The organism is Pseudohalioglobus sediminis, from assembly GCF_008370495.1.
Taxonomy (GTDB): domain Bacteria; phylum Pseudomonadota; class Gammaproteobacteria; order Pseudomonadales; family Halieaceae; genus Halioglobus.
The window spans coordinates 1-22,068 of record NZ_VTUX01000012.1 but is presented as its reverse complement, the minus strand read 5'-3'; the positions used below and the strand labels follow the sequence as shown (position 1 = coordinate 22,068).

The 22,068-nt window shown below is 60.6% G+C and carries 22 protein-coding genes and 1 tRNA gene; 9 read left to right on the top strand and 14 right to left on the bottom strand.

Annotation, left to right across the window (positions count from 1 at the left end; all coding sequences use genetic code 11):
• Positions 1-171: 171 nt before the first annotated feature.
• Positions 172-1,731, bottom strand: coding sequence for a phosphoenolpyruvate carboxykinase (locus tag F0M18_RS19770; RefSeq protein WP_149613198.1), 1,560 nt, complete (start codon positions 1,729-1,731; stop codon positions 172-174).
• Positions 1,732-1,869: 138 nt separating this feature from the next.
• The gene (hslO, locus tag F0M18_RS19765) at positions 1,870-2,757 is read right to left on the bottom strand and encodes an Hsp33 family molecular chaperone HslO (RefSeq protein WP_149613197.1); all 888 of its coding nucleotides are present in this window, start codon (positions 2,755-2,757) and stop codon (positions 1,870-1,872) included.
• 189 nt (positions 2,758-2,946) lie between these two features.
• On the opposite strand from hslO, the gene F0M18_RS19760 reads away from it, so the two are divergent.
• The 3 genes from F0M18_RS19760 to F0M18_RS19750 all read left to right on the top strand — a co-directional run bounded on the left by F0M18_RS19760 (position 2,947) and on the right by F0M18_RS19750 (position 5,615).
• Positions 2,947-3,819 carry a TIGR03619 family F420-dependent LLM class oxidoreductase gene (locus F0M18_RS19760; protein WP_149613196.1) on the top strand — a complete coding sequence of 291 codons (873 nt, stop codon included), beginning with the start codon at positions 2,947-2,949 and terminating at the stop codon, positions 3,817-3,819.
• Positions 3,816-5,273: an acetyl-CoA acetyltransferase gene (locus tag F0M18_RS19755; protein WP_149613195.1), complete on the top strand. Its 1,458-nt coding sequence runs from the start codon at positions 3,816-3,818 to the stop codon at positions 5,271-5,273. Before F0M18_RS19760 ends, F0M18_RS19755 begins: the two co-directional genes overlap by 4 nt.
• A 66-nt stretch (positions 5,274-5,339) precedes the next feature.
• Positions 5,340-5,615, top strand: a complete 276-nt coding sequence (locus tag F0M18_RS19750) for a polyhydroxyalkanoic acid system family protein (RefSeq protein WP_262501007.1) — start codon at positions 5,340-5,342, stop codon at positions 5,613-5,615.
• Between the two features lies 1 nt (position 5,616).
• Here the strand turns inward: F0M18_RS19750 and F0M18_RS19745 are convergent, their stop codons facing one another.
• Together F0M18_RS19745 and F0M18_RS19740 are read right to left on the bottom strand one after the other, a co-directional pair.
• Complete coding sequence (locus F0M18_RS19745) at positions 5,617-6,687, bottom strand: patatin-like phospholipase family protein (protein WP_149613194.1); 1,071 nt, start codon at positions 6,685-6,687, stop codon at positions 5,617-5,619.
• A complete protein-coding gene (locus tag F0M18_RS19740; RefSeq protein ID WP_149613193.1) occupies positions 6,677-7,675 on the bottom strand; it encodes an AraC family transcriptional regulator in 999 nt (332 codons plus the stop codon). Before F0M18_RS19740 ends, F0M18_RS19745 begins: the two co-directional genes overlap by 11 nt.
• Positions 7,676-7,782: 107 nt before the next feature.
• On the opposite strand from F0M18_RS19740, the gene F0M18_RS19735 reads away from it, so the two are divergent.
• Positions 7,783-8,973, top strand: coding sequence for a ferritin-like domain-containing protein (locus F0M18_RS19735; RefSeq protein WP_149613192.1), 1,191 nt, complete (start codon positions 7,783-7,785; stop codon positions 8,971-8,973).
• 117 nt (positions 8,974-9,090) lie between these two features.
• Here the strand turns inward: F0M18_RS19735 and rpsT are convergent, their stop codons facing one another.
• Entirely contained in the window at positions 9,091-9,357 is a 267-nt protein-coding gene (gene rpsT / locus F0M18_RS19730) for a 30S ribosomal protein S20 (protein ID WP_149613191.1), read from the bottom strand.
• A gap of 224 nt (positions 9,358-9,581) precedes the next feature.
• On the opposite strand from rpsT, the gene F0M18_RS19725 reads away from it, so the two are divergent.
• Together F0M18_RS19725 and F0M18_RS19720 are read left to right on the top strand one after the other, a co-directional pair.
• Positions 9,582-10,217 carry a TetR/AcrR family transcriptional regulator gene (locus tag F0M18_RS19725; RefSeq protein WP_188109828.1) on the top strand — a complete coding sequence of 212 codons (636 nt, stop codon included), beginning with the start codon at positions 9,582-9,584 and terminating at the stop codon, positions 10,215-10,217.
• A gap of 55 nt (positions 10,218-10,272) precedes the next feature.
• The gene (locus F0M18_RS19720; RefSeq protein WP_149613189.1) at positions 10,273-11,274 is read left to right on the top strand and encodes a tyrosine-protein phosphatase; all 1,002 of its coding nucleotides are present in this window, start codon (positions 10,273-10,275) and stop codon (positions 11,272-11,274) included.
• Positions 11,275-11,328: 54 nt separating this feature from the next.
• Here the strand turns inward: F0M18_RS19720 and F0M18_RS19715 are convergent, their stop codons facing one another.
• Complete coding sequence (locus tag F0M18_RS19715) at positions 11,329-11,601, bottom strand: hypothetical protein (RefSeq protein ID WP_149613188.1); 273 nt, start codon at positions 11,599-11,601, stop codon at positions 11,329-11,331.
• A gap of 242 nt (positions 11,602-11,843) precedes the next feature.
• Positions 11,844-12,071, bottom strand: a complete 228-nt coding sequence (locus F0M18_RS19710; RefSeq protein WP_149613187.1) for a hypothetical protein — start codon at positions 12,069-12,071, stop codon at positions 11,844-11,846.
• Between the two features lie 151 nt (positions 12,072-12,222).
• Between F0M18_RS19710 and F0M18_RS19705 the strand changes: the two genes are divergently transcribed.
• Complete coding sequence (locus tag F0M18_RS19705) at positions 12,223-13,395, top strand: 1-acyl-sn-glycerol-3-phosphate acyltransferase (RefSeq protein WP_149613186.1); 1,173 nt, start codon at positions 12,223-12,225, stop codon at positions 13,393-13,395.
• On the top strand, positions 13,389-15,518 hold the full coding sequence (dinG, locus tag F0M18_RS19700) for an ATP-dependent DNA helicase DinG (protein ID WP_149613185.1): 2,130 nt from the start codon (positions 13,389-13,391) through the stop codon (positions 15,516-15,518). Before F0M18_RS19705 ends, dinG begins: the two co-directional genes overlap by 7 nt.
• Here the strand turns inward: dinG and F0M18_RS19695 are convergent.
• Positions 15,515-16,171, bottom strand: a complete 657-nt coding sequence (locus F0M18_RS19695) for an MOSC domain-containing protein (protein WP_149613184.1) — start codon at positions 16,169-16,171, stop codon at positions 15,515-15,517. The two genes, dinG and F0M18_RS19695, sit on opposite strands and share 4 nt — an antisense overlap.
• Before the next feature lie 56 nt (positions 16,172-16,227).
• Positions 16,228-16,301 (bottom strand) — tRNA-Gly (locus F0M18_RS19690).
• Positions 16,302-16,393: 92 nt separating this feature from the next.
• Here F0M18_RS19690 and F0M18_RS19685 point away from each other — a divergent pair.
• Entirely contained in the window at positions 16,394-16,723 is a 330-nt protein-coding gene (locus F0M18_RS19685) for a YqcC family protein (protein WP_149613183.1), read from the top strand.
• A gap of 27 nt (positions 16,724-16,750) precedes the next feature.
• Here F0M18_RS19685 and F0M18_RS19680 read toward each other — a convergent pair whose 3' ends face one another.
• From F0M18_RS19680 to F0M18_RS19660, 5 genes are read right to left on the bottom strand one after another with little or no spacing between them, the layout of a single operon-like run.
• A complete protein-coding gene (locus F0M18_RS19680; protein WP_149613182.1) occupies positions 16,751-17,227 on the bottom strand; it encodes a hydrogenase maturation protease in 477 nt (158 codons plus the stop codon).
• The gene (locus tag F0M18_RS19675; protein ID WP_149613181.1) at positions 17,224-18,732 is read right to left on the bottom strand and encodes a Ni/Fe hydrogenase subunit alpha; all 1,509 of its coding nucleotides are present in this window, start codon (positions 18,730-18,732) and stop codon (positions 17,224-17,226) included. Before F0M18_RS19675 ends, F0M18_RS19680 begins: the two co-directional genes overlap by 4 nt.
• Before the next feature lie 22 nt (positions 18,733-18,754).
• Positions 18,755-19,309: an NADH-quinone oxidoreductase subunit B family protein gene (locus tag F0M18_RS19670; RefSeq protein ID WP_223178035.1), complete on the bottom strand. Its 555-nt coding sequence runs from the start codon at positions 19,307-19,309 to the stop codon at positions 18,755-18,757.
• A 1-nt stretch (position 19,310) separates the two neighbouring features.
• Complete coding sequence (locus tag F0M18_RS19665; protein ID WP_149613179.1) at positions 19,311-20,018, bottom strand: 2Fe-2S iron-sulfur cluster-binding protein; 708 nt, start codon at positions 20,016-20,018, stop codon at positions 19,311-19,313.
• Positions 20,015-21,796 (bottom strand): NAD(P)H-dependent oxidoreductase subunit E, encoded by a 1,782-nt coding sequence (locus F0M18_RS19660; protein WP_223178033.1) that lies wholly within the window; start codon positions 21,794-21,796, stop codon positions 20,015-20,017. The genes F0M18_RS19665 and F0M18_RS19660 overlap by 4 nt, the downstream gene beginning before the upstream one ends.
• Positions 21,797-22,068 lie beyond the last annotated feature (272 nt).

The following is a 22,068-nucleotide window of genomic DNA, read 5'->3' as shown; positions in this document are numbered from 1 at the left end:
GAGGTGGGTGTGCCGAGGTTGCTGGCGGCGATGAGGTAATACACCCCCTGAGAATCAGGTACCGAAAAGAGAAAAGCCCAGCTGAAATCAGCTGGGCTTTTTAGTTCAAGGCCGCTAGAGCGTGTTTTTACACAGTCTCCTGAGGGGCCCTAGGTAAAGCGCGTGCGATGCTTACGTTGCTTTCGGGCCAGCGGCGACAATCGCGTCCGAGATGTCAAAGTTCTTGATATTCTCGGTGAACAAGCCGGCAAGCTTTGCCGCCTGCTCGTCGTAGGCTGAGGCATCACCCCAGGAATCCCGCGGATTCACATACCTGGCGTCTACACCCGGGATCGCCTTGGGGAAATCCAGGTTGAGAATGTCAAGATGCTCGGTTTCAGCGCCGATCAGTGCACCGCTCTGGCAGGCGTGAACGATGGCGCGGGTAACTGGAATGGGGAAGCGAGAGCCGGTTCCGCCCGGGGCGCCGGAGCCGCCTGTCCAGCCGGTATTCACCAGGTATACCTGGGAACCGAAGTCTTCCACACGCTTCATTAGCAGCTCGGCATAGTCTCCCGCGGGGCGCGGCATGAACGGCGCGCCAAAGCAGGTGGAAAAGGTCGGGTTGATACCGGCTTCCGCGCCGACTTCGGTAGAGCCAACCCGGGCGGTATAGCCGCTGAGGAAGTGATAGGCGGCGGCTTCCTTGGAAAGAATGGATACCGGCGGCAGGACGCCGGAGACATCGCAGGTCAGGAAGATAACGCACTTCGGCTCGCCACCGGCGTTAGATTCGGTGCGCTTTTCAACGTGTTCCAGCGGGTAGCAGCAGCGCCCGTTCTCGGTCAGGGATGTGTCGCAGTAGTCAGCATGTCGGTGCTCATCGATAACCACATTTTCCACAATGGCGCCGAAGCGAATGGCGTCCCAGATAATGGGCTCGTTTTTCTGCGAAAGATCAATGGTCTTGGCGTAGCAACCGCCTTCCAGGTTGAATACGGAACCTTTGGCCCAGCCATGCTCGTCGTCCCCGATGAGGTACATTTCCGGGTCTGCGGACAGGGTGGTTTTGCCGGTGCCGGATAGCCCGAAGAACAGGGTGGTATCGCCGTCTTCACTGACGTTGGCAGAGCAGTGCATGGGCATTACATCTTTCTCGGGCAGCAGGAAATTCTGCACCGCGAACATGGATTTTTTCATTTCACCCGCATAGCGCATACCTGCGAGCAGGACCTTGCGCTGGGCGAAGTTGACGATAACCACACCGTCAGAGTTGGTGCCGTCGCGCTCGGGATCACAGGCAAAGCTGGCGACGTTGAGAATGCTCCATTCTTCCTTGCGGCCGCCATTATAAGTAGCGGGACGGATGAACATATTGCGCCCGAACAGATTTTGCCAGGCGGTCTCAGTGGTCACTTTTACGGGGATGTAATGGTCACTGTGCGCACCCACATGAAGGTGCGATACAAAGCGATCCTTTTCTGCGAGATAGGACTCCACGCGATCCCAGAGGGCGTCGAACTTGTCTGCATCGAACGGGCGGTTCACACTGCCCCAGTCGATGCTGTCTTCGGTGCTGGGCTCGCGAACGGTGAAGCGGTCGGCGGGTGAGCGCCCGGTGCGCTTGCCAGTGGTTACCAGCAGCGCGCCGGTGTCGGTCAATATGCCTTCACCACGCTTCAGTGCTTCTTCGATCAGTTGTGAGGGAGCCAGGTCTACGTGTTCCTGGGCGGTGGGGGAGGTTGTGGTCATTGTTAGTCCTGTATTACGACCAGGCTCGTTGACCCGGTCGGTTTTTGCGGCAATTTTCGGGGCCATGATTATGTCAGAATCGACGAATATTGCGAAATTTTCGCCCTATCAATTACCTTATTCCCGTCATAAGGCCGATTAATGTAACCGATCGGGGCTGTCGGGCTGCATGAATCCGCTCAAATCGGCCTCGTCGAAGCGGTATTGCTGATTGCAAAATTCACAGTCCATGGTGACGCTGCCCAGTTCCTCGAGCAATTCGCGAATTTCCGCGGCCGGCAGGGATGCCAGTGCATTCAGGGTTCGCTCGCGCGAGCAATTACACTCAAAAGTGACGCTGACCGGTTCGAACAGGCGCAGTGGGTCTTCGTGGTAGAGCCGGTGCGCGATATCTGCTGCGCCGAGTTGCAGCAATTCGGCTGTTTGCAGCGTCGCTGCAAGCGTGCAGGCATGCTCCCATTGCCGGGCCCTGAGCGTATTGTCCTGTTCGAGCTGGGCCGGCAATTGTTGTAACAGCATACCCGCCGCCTGTTGCCCGTCGGCAGCCAGCCAGAAACGGCTACCCAGCTGCTCAGACTGGCGGAAATAGGCATCGAGGCTGTGCGCCAGTGACTGCTCCGCCAGCGGCACCACACCCTGGTAGCGCTGGCCCCTGGTAGGGTCAATGGTGATGGCCAGTTGCCCCCCGGCGAGCAGTTGGTCGAAGCGTTCTGCTGTTGCTTCCTGCGCCCCGCGGGCAATGGCGCGGATGCGCAGCCGGTGATCGCATTCGGCCATGATCAGGGGTACCTGGCCCTGTGAACGCGCCTGCAGTACCAGTTTGCCCTCGAACTTGAGGGTGGTGGCCAGCAACACGGCTGCCGCCATGAATTCACCCAGCAGGCGACTGACACCGGGCGCGTACTGGTGGATTTCCACGATTTCGCGATAGGCTCCGCCCAGCTGCACTATTTCGCCGCGGATATCGGCTTCCTCGAACAGGAAGCGTTGTGTGCGATTGCGGTCTGCAGGGGCCGTTTCGGTCATGTCTGGATTACTCGGGTTGAAAGTGGGAAATTGATCTTGCGCCAAGTTGGTTTCGTATCGACAGCAGGCGAGTTCAGCATTTGAGGCCGCCGCAGTCAATTTTCGCGATATTGCAGACCCCGGGAGCGACAGCCGCTACAGTGACGACCGATTCTGGCGGATTCTACAGCGAGACAGCAGGAGGTGTGAATGAGATTCAGTTTGCAGGTGGGCATGTGTGACCCCGATCATTACTTGCCCATGGCCCAGGCCGCTGAGGCAGCCGGTTATCATGGTATCGCTATACCAGACAGCATTTGCTACCCGCAGGAAGCAAGCTCGAAGTACCCTTACAACAAGGACGGCTCGCGTGAGTTCCTCGAAAGCATCCCCTTCGTGGAGTCGCTGATCGCCGTCAGCGCCATGGCGGCGGTCACCGAGCGGATCAGGCTGGCGACATTCGTCTACAAGCTGGCCGTGCGCCAGGCGCCCGTTGTTGCCAAGCAGGTGCAGGGTATCCAGGCACTGTCGGGCAATCGCTTTGATTTCGGCATTGGTATCAGCCCCTGGGAAGAGGATTTCGCCGTGTGCGGCGTGCCCTGGGAGCGGCGTGGCAAACGCTTCGATGAGCAGATTGATATCCTGCGTGGCCTGGAGAGCGGCGAATTCTTCGGTTACCAGGGTGAGTTACTGCAGATGCCGGCCAACAAGATGTGTCCGGTCACCGGTACGCCCACGCCGCTGTTGATTGGCGGGCACGCGGACGTGGCGCTCAAGCGCGCGGCGCGAGTTGGCGATGGCTGGATGTGCGCGGGGGCCGATCTGCAGCAGCTGCAGGGTTTCATCGCTCGCATCAACCAGTTGCGTGAAGAGTACGGCACCGCAGACCGACCCTTCCGTATTTTTACTACCGGCCAGGATGCCTTCACCGAAGAGGGTATCCACAAGCTGGAGGCACTGGGTGTCACCGACGTCGTCATCGGATTCCGCAATGTCTATGAGATGGAGGCAGACAAGTCTCTGCAGGAAAAAATTGCCATGCTGGAGTGGTATGCTGGCGAATTTATCAAGGAGCGAGCATGAAACCGACGACTCCAGTGTTGGTAGGTGTGGCCGCCTTTCAGCAAAAAAATCCCGACCATCGACAGGCCCTGGAACCGGTGGCCATTATGGAGCGCACTCTGCGCGATGCCGCAGATGACGCCGGCTCGACCGAACTGTTGCGCCGGGCAGGGGAAATTCTCGTACCCAAGGGTATCTGGGGATACAGTGACCCCGCGCGGCTGCTCGCGGACGCCCTGGGCGCCGCGTCGGCCCGCTCCGTGCTTGCAGAGATCGGTGTTTCCCAGCAGACCCTGCTGACCCGCGCCTGCGAGAAGATCAGCACGGGTGAGACGGGAGTGGTGCTGGTAACCGGCGCCGAGGCCAAGTACCGGGCCCAGTGCGCCAGCCGCGCCGGGGAGGAGGCCGCAGAGACGGTGCAGCAGGATGCGGATCCGGACGTGGCCCTGTTGCCGGAAAACGAAATCTGGTCAGAAGTGGAATCAGCCGCAGGCCTGGGTATGCCGGTGGGCTTCTATGCCATTATGGACAGCGCCCTGCGCTTCGAGCAGGGCATGACCCCGGACCAGCATCGCAGCGAAATGGCCAAAATGTATCACCGTTTCAGCGAAATCGCCGCGCAGAATCCGGACGCCTGGGTAGACGAGCCGGTGGCCGCAGAGACCATCCGTGACCCCTCTCCGGGTAATCGCATGCTGGCCTTTCCCTATACCAAGCTGCACAACAGCCAGTGGAACGTGGACCAGGGTGCCGGGCTTATCTTCTGTAGCGTGGCCGTGGCAGAGGAACTGGGCATCCCTCGCGAGCGCTGGGTATTCCCGCAGGCGTTCGCCGAATCCAACTTCATGTCCAATGTTTCCAGCCGCGGTGAGCTCGGGCGCTGCCACGGTTTCCGGATAGCCGGTGAAACGGCTATGCAGCGGGCGGGGTGCTCGTTTGACGATATCCGCCTGCGCGAGCTGTACTCCTGTTTCCCAATGGCGGTGCGTTCACAGCTGCACGAATTCGGCATGTCCGGCGAGGGCGACCTCACCGTCACCGGCGGTATGACATTCGGCGGCGGTCCGCTTAACAACTTTGTTTACCAGGCGACGGCGCGCATGGCGCAGTTGCTGCGCCAGCAGCCGGGAGAGGTGGGGCTGGTGACAACGGTAAGCGGTATGCTGACCAAACAGGGTGTGGCGCTGTGGTCAACCGAGCCCAATCCTGACGGGTGGGTGTTTGACGATGTCACGGCGCAGGTACGCGAGGCCAGTGATGTGCGCGAACTGGTTGCCGACTATGAGGGGCCGGCCGAGGTTGCCGGCTACACGGTGATTCACCTGGGAGAGCAAAGGCGTGCGATTGCGGTGTTTGATCTTCCTGATGGCAAGCGCACTGCGGCCTACAGTGAGGCCGCGCCCATCGTGGATCGAATGGAAAGCGAAGAGTGCTGTGGTCAGGCGTTCAAGCTCGCCGGTGGCGTATTCGAATAAGCGGGAGAGTGCGTGTACTGCGCTATGTCGTGCACTATACTTGCCGAAAACTCATGAGGTGACCCCGTGGCAGGATTCCGTCTGACCAAGCCCTATACCATGCCCAAGGAAGATATACGGGCCGCTGCCGAGGATTTGGCCGACAGCCTGGCCCGGGAGCACGGCGTGCGTTCCTATTGGGATGGCGACCGGGTGAAGATAAAAGGCGCTGGCGTTGACGGCGTGCTGTCCTTCCACGACGACCTGATCGACGTGTCCGTGCGCCTGGGCTTGCTCACCTCCATGTTTGAGGCGCCGTTGCGGCGTGAAATACAGCGCTACCTGGACGAGCACATCACCTGAATCAATCGTGGATAACCACCCCTGCCAGTGGATTCGGTCCGCTGATTAGCTCGGCAAATTCGTCGGCCATCGCCTTGCTGGCCTCGATGCAGTCTTCCCAGTAGCGAATACGCTCCTCCTCACCGAAGCGACTGAAATCACCGCGATCGGGGATCTTGCCCTGTGGCAGGCCGGCGACGAAGGCGTCGTTGGGACACAGCAGCACCAGTCTTGATGCCTGCGTAACTGACCTGTGACGCCACGGCAGGAATTTGTCGAACCAGCCCGGGACCACGCGGTCGCGGAAGTGAGGATACAGGATCAGCCCCTGGCCCTGGAATTGCGACAGGTCGAAGTGGTAATCGATGATGCCACCGTCCCAGTATTGTCCTGGCGGTGCTCCGGGGATATCGCGCTCACCCGTGAGCACGAACGGGATGGCGCCACTGGCATGAAGTGCCGGCAACACCGTCTGCTCCTGTAATGCACAGTAGGCAGTCTGGAAGTCGTGCAGCGCCAGATCTGGCGCTGCGCGCTGGCCGCTGTGAAACACCACCCGCTGGAAGTGATGCCGAAGCAGCTTGCGACTTACCATGTTACCCAGGGCAGCCGCGCCCATACCGGTGGCCAGTGCCGCTGTGGATTGGGAGCCGGAGGGTCCGCGCCCGCGCGCGGTGACGATGTGGCTGGTGATGGAAGTGTGGCCGGCAATGGCAGCCGCACCTCCGGGGCCGAGCGTGCTTTGCAAAATGGACTTGCTGACCGTGCTGATCTCTTCTGCACTGGGGCGGGCACTCTGGTAGTGCTGGTAGAGATAACCCTCTTGCATGCGATCCATGGCGGCGACCGGGTCATCCTGTGCCAGGCAGGCGTGTCGCCATGAGCCTATGGATGAGCCCAGGGCAGAGAGCGGGCGCTGGCTGCGCTGCAGGAAATCCCCGAACAGGAATCGGTCAAGCTGGGCGAGGATAAACCACTTCGGCCCGCCGGACGCGCCCAGAAGCAGTGAAAACAGGTTTGCGTCCCAGCCGTTCGCAGCGAGGCGTTCGGCCGCTTCCGAGCCGACATGCACAGCCAGTGCTCTAGTGCTCACGCCGCACCTCACGCGGTGTGCGCCCGGTCCACTTGAAGTAGGCGCGTCGGAAATTCGAAGTGTCGTTGAAACCGACCATGTAGGCGATGGTCGACAGTGGCAGGCGACTGTTGCGCAGGTAGTGCGTGGCGTGCTCGGCCCGGACCTGGTCCAGCAATTCCTGGAAAGACTCACCCTCCTGCTGCAGGCGGCGGCGGTAGGTGCGCGGGCTCAGGTTAAGCATCTGGGCAATCTGGGGCATCTGCGGGTACTGCCCCTCCAGTTTGCGCAGCAATCTCAGTGTCTGCTGGCCGACGGAACTCTCCTCCTGGAGGTCTGCGAGCAGGCGTTCACACTCCTGCTCGTAAAGCGAGCGCAGGGCCGGGTTGGAGGAGGGCAGCGCTGCCGCCATCAAGTCGGCGGCGAAACGCACGCTGCCCCGGCTTTGGTTGAAACGGACACTGTCGCCGAATACCTCCCGGTAGCGGTCTGCGTGGTCTGGCGGGGGATAGGGTAAATCCACCTGCATTTCCAGCTCCGGCATATTCAGCAGGCCGCGCAGGGTATTCAGGAAAGCCGAGTAGAGTAGTTCGTAGGAGAAATGCTGCGGCAGATCGTAGGTAGACTCCATGGAGGTGAAACAGCAGTCGACGCCATCGTTGGTGAATGACACGTCGAGGCTGGACGACAACAGGTGGTGGTACTTGATGAACAGGTCGATGGCTTCGCCAAGGTTGCTGCAGGTCATGAAGGCCTGGCCCAGGATGGCATGGGCGCCGAGATTCATGCGCATGCCCAGTTGCAGCCCGAGGTCCGCATCGCCGGTCAAGGCCAGCGCATTGTGAGCGAGTTGCGTGAAGTCCCGGTCTTCTACCCTGGCCCCGATGCGCTCGATTCCCGTGCGCGCAAGCGTGGTGTCATGCAGCAGGCGCTCGCGCTCACAACCTGCCTGCTCGGCGAGATCGAGAAGTATCAGAACGTACTGTGCGGGTGTCGTGCTTGTCGGCATATCCCTATTTGGCCACATATGACCATAAAATGACAATACTTTACCTTGTTGCTCGGAAAACCTTGGATCATAGTGAAGCCTCGGTTACGTCAACCCAGGTGAGAACGATGAAAGTAGAATGGCACGAAAATACACCCCGCAAGATCCAGACCTTCGCCGGCGCTGATAACCCCGGCATCACACCAGACATGGAAGACCGCCTCACCTCAGGCGATGTCGACCATATTGCCGAGATTTTCCAGACACCGCTGACCGGTTCCTACAACTGGGATTACACGGTGCAGGATGACCGCATCAAGAAGCTGTACGACCTGGGCAAGCAGTTGAACTGGGACCCGGAAATGGATATCGACTGGGACCGTCCTTTCCCGGAAATCGATCATGCGACCCAGGCTGAGCTGATGAATCTTACCGACTATCCTCCCTACATGGCGCTGAGTGAGGAGGAGAAGAAGCAGTACTGGATGCACAGCAACGCCTGGAGCCTGTCGCAGTTCCTGCATGGCGAGCAGGGGGCCCTGCTGGTGGCTTCGCAGCTGTGTTCCTGCGCTCCGACGCTGAATGCCAAGCTGTATGCGGGTTCGCAGACCTTCGACGAGGCGCGCCACGTGGAGGTGTTCAACAAGTACCTGCAGCAGCGTGTCGGCATGATGTATCCCATCAATACGCACCTGAAGAGCATTATCGACAAGATTCTCACCGATGAACGCTGGGACATGAAGTTTATTGGTATGCAGATCGTGATCGAGGGCCTGGCGCTGTCCGCGTTCAATACAACCCGGGAGACCACGCCTGACCCCGTGCTCAAGGATGTGGTTTACCTGGTGACCCGCGATGAAGCGCGTCATGTCACCTTTGGCGTCAACTATCTTGAAGAGTTTGTCGGCACCCTGTCTGACGAGGAGCGCGAGGAGCGTGCACAGTTTGCCTATGAAGCCTGCGTGGTCAGTCGGGAGCGCCTGGTCGCCACAGACGTTTTTGCCCACTTCGGGTGGGACGTGGAGGATGCGCGTCGTCGGGTTCTGGACGGATTCGTGATGTCGACGTTCCGCAACCTGCTGTTCCAGCGAGTGGTGCCGAACCTGAAACGCATCGGATTGATGACCGACAAGATCCGGCCCAAGTTTGAGGAGCTGGGAATCCTCGAATACGAGAATCTTGCCACTGATGGCGATATCAACTGGGCCGCATTGGAGCGCCCCCTGGATACGGCGGAAGCGCAGTCACATGAGCAGAGCATGCTGGCGGAGTTTCACGACAAAGCGGCGGCTGACTCGGCGTCCAGTACGGCCGCGTGAAGTGAAGCTGGCAGTGCGGCGGGGGTGGCGTGAGCGTCGCGCCCGGGCTCAGCCCTTCAGGGCAGACAAACAAAAAAGCCGGCGGTTAAGCCGGCTTTTTTGTGTTCGTGTGAAAGCTTAGGCAGAGAGTGCCTTGACCTGGGCATTCAGGCGGCTCTTGTGCCGGGCAGCCTTGTTCTTGTGGATAATGCCTTTGTCCGCCATGCGGTCTATGACCGGCACTGCAGCAGAGTAGGCTGCTTTGGCTTGCTCGGAGTCACCGGCATCTACTGCGGCCAGTACTTTCTTGATGTTGGTACGCACCAGCGAGCGCAGGCTGGCATTGTGTGTGCGACGCTTTTCCGCTTGACGGGCGCGCTTTTTGGCTTGTGGTGAGTTGGCCACTGTCGTTGTCCTCTGGAGGTCTGGAAATCAGGAGGCGCGATTATTCACATTAGCCCGCCGCTTGTCAACCGGATGAACGCGTGGCAAGCGCCCTGTGCCGACGGCTGAGATGCGCTGTGGCCTTATCTTCGAGCCCGTTGTTATCAGGCGTGGCGCGAGGGTATACTAATGGTTATTAGTTACCGTTCCGGTCCATGCTGCCGGACCTCCCGTGGCGCCCCATAGTGACCGAATCGATAAGCCAGAATACAGCCCCCCTGAGGACCTCTGAACGCATTCTCGATGCCGCTGAAGACCTGTTCGCGCAGAAGGGTTACGCGGCTACCTCCCTGGGGGAGGTGGCTGATCGCGTGGGTATCCGTTCTCCCAGTCTGTACAACCATTTCCGCAACAAGGAGGCCTTGTACGAGGCTGTGCTGGAGCGGTTGCTGGAGGAGTTCGGCAGGCCGCTGCAGGCGCTGCAGTCCGCGCAGGCACTGGACCAGGAGCATGTGATCGAGTGGGTCGAGGCGATCGTGCGACAGCACCACGCCAACCCCAACCTGGCCAAGCTGCTGCAACACGCGGCGCTGTCCGGGGGGCCGCATACCAATGAGATTATCGAACGACTGTTCAGCCCGATGTTCAGGGCGCCCGGCGATGAAGCGATGGACGGTGACTACTTTGGCCACCTGTCGCGCCTGGGTCTGCAACCGTGGGCGGTGATGGCATTCAATAACCTGGTCATGTCCTATGTGACGATGGCACCGATGTACCGGGACCTGTTGGGTCAGGATCCCTTCAGTGACGAGGCGCTGGCACAGCAGTTGACGCTGATTCGCACCCTGCTCAAATCGGTGTTCGCCTATCGCGGGGAGTGAGCCGGCAGCAGCGCCACCCCGATAATGGCCAGGCAAAACTAGGAAATTCAGGCTTATGTTGAATTCAGATGCAGTACATATCTGGCGCGACGCCGACGGCGACTATCACATCGAGTGGGAGGCCAGCCACCCGCAGACGCAGGTCAGTATCCAGCCGGCGGTCGAGGCCGACGTGGAGGTGCTGCCAGGCCAGCCGAAAGCACGGGTGCGAGGCTTGCCGGAGGGCAGTCGGCACTTTTTTCGCCTCAGCGACCAGCATGGCAACGAGGTGCTGGCTTCAGAGCGCAGGCTCGGCCTGGAGGGTACGCCCAATTTTCGCGATTTTGGAGGTTACGGCACGGCGGATGGTCGGCGGGTCAAGTGGGGTTACCTGTACCGCTCCGGTCAGCTGTCCACACTCAGCGACCGCGATATCGACCTCTTGGCCAGTCTGGAACTGGACCTGATCTGTGACTTCCGTCGTGAGGAAGAGCAGGCGACAGACCCTTCAAGGCTGCCGGGGGAGCGCCCATTGCGAGTGGCAAGCCTGCCGATAATTCCCGGCAGCAATTCCCGCTTCTTCGAGGAGGCGGACAGGCAGGGGGAAGGTAAGCTCGCGTTCGAGCGCCAGGCGATGTTTGATTTCATGGTGGAAATCAATCGCGACTTCGCAGAGGGACAGCGCGAGACCTATGCCCGGATGTTCCGTGAAATTCTGGAACTGGAGGACGCACGTTTCCTGGTGCATTGCGCGGCTGGCAAGGATCGCACCGGCTTTGCAGCAGCGCTGGTGCTGTTGGCCCTGGGGGTGCCTCGCGAGGTAGTGATGCGCGACTACATGCTTACCGCCCGCTATTTCAGTCCCGAGCGCGAAATGGAGAGGCTGCGGCGCAAATACGGCATGGAGCACGTCGACGCCGAAGCCATCAGGCCCATGCTGGAGGTCCACGAAGATTACCTGGCCAGGGCGCTGGCCAGTATCGAGCAGAATTACGATTCCGTGGAGACCTATCTGCGGGAAGCGCTGGGTCTGGGCCCGGCCGAACTGGCCGAACTCAAAGGGCGCTATCTGGCGTAGGCTTTCAGCTTAGGCGGCCGGCGCGGCGACGGTCCGGCGCCTGGGTGCCTAGCCTCAGGCTGCCTTGCATGCCGCTTTCGCAGCCTTGATCTGTTTCTTTTCGCACTGTTCGCTGCTGGCGTCACCAACGCACCACTTCTTGCGATTGTTCCAGGCGGTCAACTCCAGCTTTTTGCCGTTGGAGCATTTCACGTAATAGGTGGAATAGGCAGTGCCGTCCGCTGTTTCATGGTTGGCATCGAAAACGATGCTGGTGGGTTTCGCAGCCAGGCTGCCGGCAGCAAATGATGCCATTGCGGCAAATGCCGCGAGTTTGATGAAATTCATCACAATAACCTCAATATTTCACTATGGACTGACCGAAAGGGAATGCTCGAGGCCAGGAGGAGGCATTATAAGCCGCGCCGTGAAGCAAGGGTGTTACTTTTTGGTAATGATTTTGTGAAAAAGGGTAACATTTTGGTCCGCGTTACCCGAAATGTTGCAGCGTGGCTGCTCTGCAGTATTGCGCTGGAGAGGAGGAGGCCGTGTTGCCGGGCAAGGGCCTCCGCAGTGCTGACGCCGAGTGACTAGCCGACAGCGAAGAAGATCATGACCCAGCCGGCGACGGCCACCAGCAGGGCATCACCGGCTTTGTCCAGCCGGGCCAGCGCGTAAAGGTACGACAGCGGCGGCAGAAACAGGGTGCAAAGCCCCCAGGCATAGTCATCCTTCCAGGATGTGATCAGCAGCATAATCCAACTGACCAGCAGGGTGGCCCCGCCGAGGGTGACCAGCGCGGCTGAAGCGGCTTCCATAATTCCTCCAGAGTACGTTGTTTACGTTGTTGTTGAAGCGGCGCAGGGTAGCAGAAAGGATGTCTCTCGTCAGCGCTTTTGAGCAGCGACGATGATGACGCGGGAGGTGATTTTGGGTAAGGTGATCGGCTTTCCCCGGTGAGGACTTCCCTTGACTGACCCCTATGCTGACATTCGCCCGTACCGGGATGACGAAGTGCCCGATGTGCTCGCGCGGTTGTTGGCGGACAGCGAGCTCCACGATGCCCTGGCCAGTTTCCAGTCAGCCAGGTTGTACGCGCGCTGGCCCGGGTTGGCGCGGTGGCTGGTGCGCCGCGCGCTGCGGCGCCAGTTAAGGTCGGTGCGCGATGTGCAGAGCATGCAGATGGTCATCAAGACCTATATGGACGCGATGATAGAGAGCACCAGTGGCGGATTTACCGTATCAGGGCTGGAGCAACTGGATCCGGCGCGCGCCTACCTGTTTATCAGCAATCATCGCGATATCGCCATGGATCCGGCCTTCACCAACTATGCCTTGCACAAGGGCGGGCACGACACTGTGCGTATCGCTATTGGCGATAACCTGCTGACCAAGCCCTGGGTGTCTGACCTGATGCGGCTCAACAAGAGTTTCATCGTAAAGCGGTCGGTCAATGGTCCGCGCGAGTTGCTGGCCGCCTCCAGGCTGTTGTCCCGGTACATCCAGCACTCCCTGCTACACGACAACGCCCCGGTCTGGCTCGCCCAGCGCGAGGGCCGGGCCAAGGACGGCTTGGATCGTACGGAGCCGGCTGTCATCAAGATGCTGGGTATGAGTCGCGACAAGAGTACGCAGAGTTTCGGCGAGCATATAGCCAGCCTCGGCATTGTACCCGTTGCCATTTCCTATGAACTGGACCCCTGCGATGCCCTCAAGGCCAATGAGCTCAGCGAGTTGGCGAATACCGGCAGTTACCAGAAGGGCGAACAGGAAGATGTCGCCTCCATCGGCCGCGGCATTTCAGGGCAGAAAGGCCGGGTTCATGTGTCTTTCGGGACGCCGCTGGGAGCCGAATTCGAGGATGCCGACCATGTCGCGCAGCAGATCGACAGGCAGATTATCGACCTGTATTGCCTGCACCCAACCAACTTCTATGCCTATGACATCCTGTACGCGGAACATGCGCCCCGCCCTGAAGGCCTGTACAGCGAGGATGGCGATGTGAGTGAGGCCGAGTTCAGGGCGCGCATTGATGCCCTGCCCGAGGCGCAACGACCCTACGCCCTGGCGATCTACGCCAATGCGGTGGTGAGTAAACTGGATCGGGTCGAAGACCAGGAACCTGTGCACTACCCTTGCTGACCGATGCCTTAAAGGACGAGATCCGCCAGGCCTACTCGCGCCTGATGGACAGCAAGCAGTTGACCCCGCGCTGGGGTCAGCGGCAGATGATTGCTGAGATCGCCAATGCACTGGGCCGTATTCCCGGCCCCGGCGCGCCTTCCAGCGACGCACCCGCTGTCTGCGTAATCGAAGCGGGAACGGGGACCGGCAAGACAATTGCCTACGCGGTCACCGCGATACCCATGGCGCAGGCACTGGACAAACGCCTGGTGGTGGCCACCGCCACCATTGCTCTGCAGGAACAGTTCGTCTACAAGGACCTGCCGGATATCAGGCACCACAGTGGCCTGGATTTCACCTTCGCCCTGGCCAAGGGTCGCCGGCGCTATGTCTGCCTGTCCAAGCTCGATCGCCTGCTCATGGATAACCAGGGTGAAAGCGGCATGCTGGACCTGCAACCAGAGGGTATGGCCGCTGCTACCAGCGATGAGGCAATACCGATTTACAATGCGATGATCGACGCCCTCGGTCGCGGCCAGTGGGATGGGGACCGGGACAACTGGCCGGACAATGTGGCCGAGGGTGTCTGGTACCCGGTCACTACCGACCACGCCCAATGCACCGGGCGTCGCTGTCCGAATATCTCCCAGTGCAGTTTCTTTCGCGCCCGCGACGAACTGCAGAACGCTGACATCATCGTTACCAATCACGACCTGGTACTGGCAGACCTGGCGCTGGGCGGCGGTGCGATCCTGGCACCCCCGGAAGACAGCATCTACGTGTTCGATGAGGGGCACCACCTGCCGGACAAGGCGCTGTCACACTTCTCCAGTTTCTGTCGTCTGCATACGACTGCCGCATGGCTGCAGGACGCGAAAAAAGCGCTCGCCCAGGGCGCAGCCCTGTTGGCGACCCTGGACGCGCTGGAGCGGCCACTGCAGCTGTTGCCGGCACAACTGGATGAGGCAGTGAGTAGCCTGCAGGCGGCTGAGCAGCTCGTGGCTGGCCTGTTTGAGCATGTTGACCTCGATGGCGCTCGCGACGATCCCCAGATACGGTTTGAGCACGGTGTTGTCCCGCCGGACCTGCTATCGCTGGCGCAGACCCTCGCCAGCCAGTTCCAGAACATCAGCGGCGTGTTTGCGCGTATGGAAGCCGCCCTGGAGGCCGCGCTGGATGACGAATTCTCCAACCTGGCAAAGAGCGATATCGAAACCTGGCACATCAATGTTGGCGGCATGCTGGGACGTTCGGAGGGAGCGCAGGCGCTGTGGGAGGCCTATGCACAGGACCCCGAGCAGGAAGCGGCGCCGATGGCGCGCTGGATTACCATGCTTACTGCCGGCGGACAGTATGGCTTTGACCTACGCTGCAGCCCGATACTGGCGCAGGATATTCTTCAGGACAATCTCTGGACCCGGGCAGCGGGCGTTGTCATTACCTCTGCCACGATTACTGCCCTGAACTCTTTTGAGCGTTTTATATTGCACTCCGGTTCGCCGCGCGACGCCTGCTACAAGCAGGTCGCCAGCCCATTCGACTACAGCAATGCTGTTTTCGCCGTGCCGGCGATGGATTGCGAGCCCGGCGATGCGCAGGCGCACACGGATGCCATCGTTGCCACGCTACCCGATATATTGCAGCCGGACGAGGGCAGCCTGGTGCTGTTCTCTTCACGGCGGCAGATGCTCGATGTACACGAGGGGCTTGCTGCGACGCTGGGCGAGCGCATCCTGCTGCAGGGCGACTACAGCAAGCAGGAGATCCTGCGCCGGCATCGTGAGCGGGTCGATGAGGGCGACGGCAGCATTATATTCGGCCTGGCCAGTTTTGCCGAAGGGGTGGATTTGCCCGGCGACTATTGCCGCCACGTGGTTATTGCGAAAATTCCCTTTGCCGTCCCCGATAGTCCGCTGGAGGCGGCCCTCGCCGAGTGGGTGGAAGCCCAGGGGCGCAACCCGTTTATGGAAATCAGTGTGCCGGATGCGGCCCTGCGCCTGGTGCAGGCTGCGGGGCGCCTGCTGCGCACAGAGAGCGACACCGGCAGGGTAACGCTGCTGGACCGTCGCGTCATTAGCCGGCGATACGGCCGCGCGATCCTGGAATCGCTGCCTCCGTTCCGTCTGGAACTGGCACGTTAGCCTCGCTGCCTGCGCGCGAGCCCGGTCACTACCTTTTCCTGCCACTCCGGGGCCAGCTCGGGAATCGTGGCCGCGACTGCCAATACTTCCGCTGCGTCGTTGAAGGTGTTGTCGAAGCAGGCACGGAACAAGCGGTAGACGCTGAGGGCGACGGGATGTCGGTAGGCCACCTCTGCGTGGTCGCCAACGCTGATATTCCCTTCCTCCAGCACGCGGAAGTAAACGCCGGTGTGCAGGTGGCGCGTGAACAAGGCCGGCGCTCTCTCGTCGCCCAGTGCGACACCCAGCTTGAAGCAGGGTACGCGGGGTTGGCTGACTTGCAGCAGGGTGTTGCCGATGTGCAGCTGATCGCCGATACAGATGTCCTCTTCCGGCAGGTCACTGAAGGTCAGGTTTTCCCCGAATGCGCCAGCATCCAGCGTGGCCTGCCCGAGCTTTTGGCGCCAATAGGGGTAGTGGCCAATTGAAAAAGCGTAAACAGCCTTGTGTACACCGCCGTGGTTGTTCAGGTCGCAGACAGCATCGCCTTCAACGCCGGCACATGTCACCCGTAATGCTTCCCGTGTCGGGGTCTTGAAGATGCCGGTCGCGTACTCTTTACCGCGGTATTCAATCAAGCGCCGGCCAGCTCTATTGGTGGATACGACCTGCATGGCGGTGAAGCGCTCCTGTAGCGAGGGTGATGAGAGGCGCCCGGCACTGCGGTATCTGGAGCGGGTGAGGAGAATCGAACTCCCGTATGCAGCTTGGGAAGCTGCCGTTCTGCCATTGAACTACACCCGCCGCGCCAGCGATAAGATTACCTTTGCTGGATGCATGGGTCAAAAATGCCATGCTTTGGCGTTAGAATGCAGATATCACTACAGAGGCCAGGTATGCGCACGGACGTGGCAGAAATACTGATCGACATCGAGGGCCAGCTACGCCAGCTCGGTCTGTGGGACAAAATTCCCCCCTCGAGTGCGGCGTTGGCCTCTAACGAGCCCTTTTGTGTAGATACTCTCAGCTTGCCCCAGTGGCTGCAGTTTGTGTTTATCCCCAGGCTTTACCAGATGCTGGAAGCGGAACAGCCGCTACCGTCGGAGTGTGCCATTGCGCCCATGGCCGAGGAATACTTTCGCGGCACCGAACTGGCGGTGCAGGAACTCGTCTCTGCGCTGCAGCAAATGGATGACATGCTCTCGGGGCGTGGCATGGTCAATTAGTGCCGGTCTGCGCGCGCAGGCGTCGGCTCATTTGCGGGTCAGCAGTTGACGCCAGGCGCGGGGTTCAGGGCGCTGCAGTAGCCGGTTGATCAAGTCGGCCGCCTGTTGGCAATCCCGGTGCGTCGCGGCTGACATGGGTGAGCCCAGTTCGAAACAGTTGCCGGCCACGCTCAGTTCAAAGGCCGGTGGCGGTTGCTCGCCGCGGAAAGTGCGGCTGTAGTAGCCAAGAAGTTCAGCCGGTGCCAGCGCGTGACTGGTGTGTGACAGAGTCTCGACGGCGGTTACCTCCCGAAACAGCACCCCCGGGGCAGGGTCTGCTCGCGCGTCAAGAAACAGCAGCAGTCCTGCGGCGCGGCAATCCAGGAGGTGCTCGACTTGAAGTTGGAAGTCTTCCACCAGCAACACATCCGCTGGCCTGTTGCGACGCAGTACCTCCGCCAGCCACGGTCCGGCGGCGTCATCACCGCGCGATGGGTTGCCCCAGGCAAATACTGTCGTCGTCATTCGCTCACCGGGCGCTGGTAACTCCCTGTGCCGTTGCGTATCAGGCTGCTCAGCAGGCTGCCGTCCGGATTGATGGCCTCTATACGCAGCGGCATCTTGCCCAGGGCATGGGTGGCGCAGGACAGGCAGGGGTCGTAGGCGCGGATCGCTACTTCTACCTGGTTGAGCAGGCCCTCGGTGACTTCCCGTCCATCGAAAGCGGTGCGGGCGACCTGGCGCACAGACTCGTTCATGGCGGTGTTGTTATTGGTAGTGGAAACAATGAGGTTGGCTTTTTTCAGCAGTCCGTCGGCGTCTTGCCAGTAGTGGTGGAACAGCGTGCCCCGCGGCGCCTCGATCACGCCGATGCCCTGTTCCCGCTCGTTGGGACGTTTTTCGCTCATCAGGTTGGTGCCGCGTATCGCTTCGTCGCGCAACAACGCGCGAATGGATTCTGCGCAGTGCAGGGCCTCGATGGTGCGTGCCCAGTGGAATGCCAGGGTGGCATTTACCGGGCCGCCGTCGCCCTCGGCCATGAACTCCCGGCGGGCTTCCTCGGCCAGCGGCGTCTTGATGAAGTCGCAATTGTTAATGCGCGCAAGTGGGCCAACCTGGTACCAGCCGCGCTCGGTGCCCATTGTGCGGATGAAAGGGAATTTCATGTAGGACCAGTCCTTGACCTCCTCGCGGATCAGGTCCTGGTAACCCAGATAGTTGATATGGTCGGCAAGCAGCTTTCCGCTGGCGTCTTTCAGGCGCAGGCCGCCGTGGTAAAGCTCCAGGCTGCCATTGGGCGAGATCATTCCCAGTTTGTTGGCGTGGACGGTACCGAACTGGCGATGGTAGTCGGCATTGGCAAGGAACAGGCGGCGACTCAGTACCACGGCGCCTTCTGCCCAACTCACGACCTGGTCCACGTCCTGCAGCAGGGCCTGTCGCTGGTGCTCGGAGAGCGGCTTGTTTACGCCGCCGGGCAGGCAGAACGTGCCATGGATGCGCTTGCCGCACAGCGCCTGGATGACCTGCTGGCCGAACTTGCGCAGTTTGACGCCCTTGAGGGCTATATCCGGGTGTTCCTCGATGACGCTCGAAAGTTGCCTGTGCGCGGCCTTGTCTTCAAAGCCAAACAGGAGATCCGGGGAGGAAAGGTGGAAAAAGTGCAGGGAGTGGGATTGCAGCGTCTGGCCAAAATGCAGCAGGCGCCGCAACTTGGTGGCCGTCGGGGTAAGGTCCTGTGGCAGGTAGCCGGCGAGCATGTCCACCGCCTTGGCACCGGCAAGATGGTGGCTTACCGGGCAAATGCCGCATAACCGCTGTACCAGCACCGGTACTTCAGTATAGGGGCGCTGCTGGATAAACTTCTCGAAGCCGCGAAACTCGACGATATGCAGGCGCGCCTGCCGTACGCGTCGCTCATCGTCCAGCAACAGGGTGACCTTGCCATGCCCCTCCACCCGGGTGATCGGATCGACCGCATAGCGCGTGAGTTTCTCCGGTTGCGAAGCTGATTCCATGTCTCGTGTCACTGTGCTGCTCCTGTGCTGGTAATCAGTCGAAACGAACCATGTCTTCGTCAAATGCAGGTTCGCGGCCCTCGATGAGCGCAGTGAACAGTTCGGTGAATGCCGCTGCCGGGGGTGGACAGCCGGGCAGGAAGTAGTCCACCTTGACGACTTCCTGTATTGGCCGCACCCGGTTGAGAAGTCGTGGTAATTCCGCATCACGGGGAATTTCCGGGTTCACCACGCCCTCCGCGTCCAGGTAGGCTTCCTTGAGGCAGGCGGTGAGTCCGAAATGGTTGCGCATGGCGGGCAGGCCACCATTGATGGCGCATGCGCCCACCGCCACCAGTAGATCGCAATTGGCCCGAAACTGCTCCAGCACCTTGACGTTGTCTTCGTTGCAGAGCGCGCCTTCCACCACGCCGACATCCACATCGCGCAGTTCGCGCACGTCATTGAGCGGGCCGCGACAGTATTCCAGATGGTGCACCACTTCGACCACCAGTTCGTCGATGTCGAGCATGGACATGTGGCAGCCGAAACAGCCTGCCAGTGAGCAACTGGCAATGCGGATTTTCTGTCCGGGCTCGCGCTGTATCACGTCACAGTTTCCCTGAGGCGTTGTCGATCTCATCGATGCCCCTGGCATCGAAATAGCGCTCGCCGATAGGTGTACTGTAAGCGCCACGCCTGGGCATGATTGCGCCCACCGGGCACACGTGTGCGGCGGCGTCGTCAGCAGCAATGGTGCTGTCCCCCAGCTTTCCCGTCTCGCTGTTGACGGCCAGCCGGGTTGCCTTGCCGCGGCCGGCCATGGTGAAGACGTTCTTGTGGTCCTGGTCGCGGCTGGCGCGAATACAAAGGCCACAGAAAATGCAGCGATCGTGGTCCAGAATCAGGTCCGGGTGTGATGCATCAATGACGCGCACGGGGTAGCGATGATTGAAACTGTTTTCATGCATATCCAGGTGATAGGCCAGGGCCTGCAGGTCGCAGCTGCCGCTCTTGATGCAGAACGCGCAGTAGTGATTCCCCTCGGCGAAAATCATCTCGACCAGGGTCTTGCGTCGGGATTTCATCTCTGGCGAATCGGATTCCACCTTCTGCCCGGCGATTGCCGGCATGGTGCAGGCTGTCTGGATCACCCCGTCCACCTTGACCGAGCAGAGCTTGCAGCTACCGTGTGGCTGGTACGCCGGGTTGTAGCACAGGTGTTCTATGTAAAGCCCCGCTGCGCGCGCGGCTTCCATGATGGTTTGCCCGGCTTCAAAGGGCACCTGGTGGTCGTCAATGGTAATGGTGTCGGTCATTGTTCGGCCTCTGGAATCTCGCCGGTGAGCGTTTTTATTTCACTCAGTTCCTGCTCCAGGTCAAAGTGGAGTACCGAGGTGTCATCCTCGGAGAACAGCGCCTGGTAGCGCTGCGGACATTTGTCGCGCAGGTCGCGTAATGGATTCATGGCGGTGCCCCCCAGCCCACAGTGGCTGAGCGCGGGGGTTACGTCGATAAGCCGGTCTATGGCCTCGCGATCCCGGCCAAAGGCCCGTCCCGCGGCCATGCGATCGACCACGGAACGCGCCAGCTGGGTTCCCGTCCGGCACGGGGCGCAAAAACCGCAGGTTTCGTGGGCAAAGAAGCGCGTGAAGTTGGCCGTGGTGGTGAACAGGTCATGATCAGGGCCAAAAATGATAAAAGAGCCACTGGTTTTCAGCGTGTTCAGGTCGATACAGCGCTGAAACTCCTCTGCCAGCAGTAATTCGCCCGCGGCACCGGCTACCTGTACGGCAATGGCCCCATCACCACCGGCGGCAGTGACGACTTCCCCGACGCTGCAGCCGACGGGAAACTCATAAATGCCCGGCCGTTCGCAATGGCCACTGACGCTGTGCAGCTTGGTGCCACCGGCGCCGGAGGTGCCGAACCAGGCGCTACCCCGGGCGGCAATGTGGGCGGCTGAAAACAGGGTCTCGACGTTGTTGACCACGGTGGGCTGTTGCAGGTATCCCGCCGTGACCGGGTAGGGTGGCCGGTTGCGGGGTGTGCCGCGTTTACCTTCCAGTGACTCGATCAGCGCCGACTCCTCACCACAGATATAGGCGCCGGCGCCCATATGGATGCTGATATCGAACTGCCAGTTGCTGTCACCCAGGATGGCGTCCCCCAGCAGGTCGTTGCCGCGGCGCCGCTGCAACACCCACTCGAGGTGGGGCCTGAGCCAGGCGTACTCCCCGCGGAGGTAAATGAAGCCCTCTCTAGCACCGATAACGCGTGCGCACACGGTCATGCCCTCGATGACGTCATCAGCGTAGTCCGCCAGCAGCACGCGGTCCTTGAAGGTGCCCGGTTCACCCTCGTCCGCATTGCACACCACGTATCGCGTCTCACTGCTGGCTTCCCGGCACATACGCCACTTCAGTGCAGTGGGGAAGCGCGCGCCGCCCCTGCCGTTCAGGCCCGATGCCGCCAGCTCGCGCAACACTTCCTCGGGCGTCTGGTCGGCGATGCTGCGCAAGGCATCACCCCGTTCCAGCGGCGTGCCCAGCAACAGGTCGCGACGATAGATCCGGTGTTCGACCGTGAACAGCTCGCGTGGCCATTGGTCCAGCGGTACAGCGTTCTCGATCAATCTTGAGATGGTATCGATGCGCGAATCGTCCAGGCGAGTCAGCGGGTGGCCGTTCACCAGTCCCGCAGGGCCCTGGTCGCAGAGTCCGGTACAGTAAGTGGGACTGACGGTAACCCGACCGTCGAGGCGGGGTTCGCCGGGCCTGACGCCCAGGGCCAGGCAAAGTCGGTGCAGCAGCTGGCGGCTGCCCTGCATGTGATCGCTTATGCTGTCACTGATGTACAGGTCATAAAGGCCGCGCGGGGTCTCACTGAGGAAGCTGTAAAAGGAGACCAGGCTGGTGATGTGCCCGGTGGTTGTGTGCAGCTGGTGAGCAAGCATCGGCACGGCATCTGCGGGTACACAAGAGAACTGTTGCTGCAACTGCAGGCAAACCTGTAGCGCATTGTGTGGGTCGTTCCCGTGTTGGCCGCCGGCGGTGACAACGGCCGCCGCCAGGTCTGCTCGCTCGAAAACTTCCACCGGTGCCGCTCCGGTTATGAACCTGCTTCATTGAACCATAGCCCCGGGCCGCCGGGGGCGCCACTGGCACGCCCCTTGACCTGCATCAAAGGCTTTGCGCATCTGCCGGGGCAAAAAAAAGGCCCGCTGTATAGAGACTGTGTGAAAACACCTCCGGGGTCTGACAAAATACCCGTATCGCAAGATACGGGTATTTTTTTATGCGCCATCTGGATGGAGAGTCTCGAGAACAGGGCAGTTTGCTGCCTGACACCCTGGATGACTACGTCGCT

Coding starts and splice junctions, on each gene's coding strand:
- F0M18_RS19770 (WP_149613198.1), bottom strand. CDS start 1,731: ATGACCACAACCTCCCCCACCGCCCAGGAACACGTAGACCTGGCTCCC.
- hslO (WP_149613197.1), bottom strand. CDS start 2,757: ATGACCGAAACGGCCCCTGCAGACCGCAATCGCACACAACGCTTCCTG.
- F0M18_RS19760 (WP_149613196.1), top strand. CDS start 2,947: ATGAGATTCAGTTTGCAGGTGGGCATGTGTGACCCCGATCATTACTTG.
- F0M18_RS19755 (WP_149613195.1), top strand. CDS start 3,816: ATGAAACCGACGACTCCAGTGTTGGTAGGTGTGGCCGCCTTTCAGCAA.
- F0M18_RS19740 (WP_149613193.1), bottom strand. CDS start 7,675: ATGCCGACAAGCACGACACCCGCACAGTACGTTCTGATACTTCTCGAT.
- F0M18_RS19735 (WP_149613192.1), top strand. CDS start 7,783: ATGAAAGTAGAATGGCACGAAAATACACCCCGCAAGATCCAGACCTTC.
- F0M18_RS19720 (WP_149613189.1), top strand. CDS start 10,273: ATGTTGAATTCAGATGCAGTACATATCTGGCGCGACGCCGACGGCGAC.
- F0M18_RS19715 (WP_149613188.1), bottom strand. CDS start 11,601: ATGAATTTCATCAAACTCGCGGCATTTGCCGCAATGGCATCATTTGCT.
- F0M18_RS19710 (WP_149613187.1), bottom strand. CDS start 12,071: ATGGAAGCCGCTTCAGCCGCGCTGGTCACCCTCGGCGGGGCCACCCTG.
- F0M18_RS19695 (WP_149613184.1), bottom strand. CDS start 16,171: ATGCAGGTCGTATCCACCAATAGAGCTGGCCGGCGCTTGATTGAATAC.
- F0M18_RS19685 (WP_149613183.1), top strand. CDS start 16,394: ATGCGCACGGACGTGGCAGAAATACTGATCGACATCGAGGGCCAGCTA.
- F0M18_RS19680 (WP_149613182.1), bottom strand. CDS start 17,227: ATGACGACGACAGTATTTGCCTGGGGCAACCCATCGCGCGGTGATGAC.
- F0M18_RS19665 (WP_149613179.1), bottom strand. CDS start 20,018: ATGACCGACACCATTACCATTGACGACCACCAGGTGCCCTTTGAAGCC.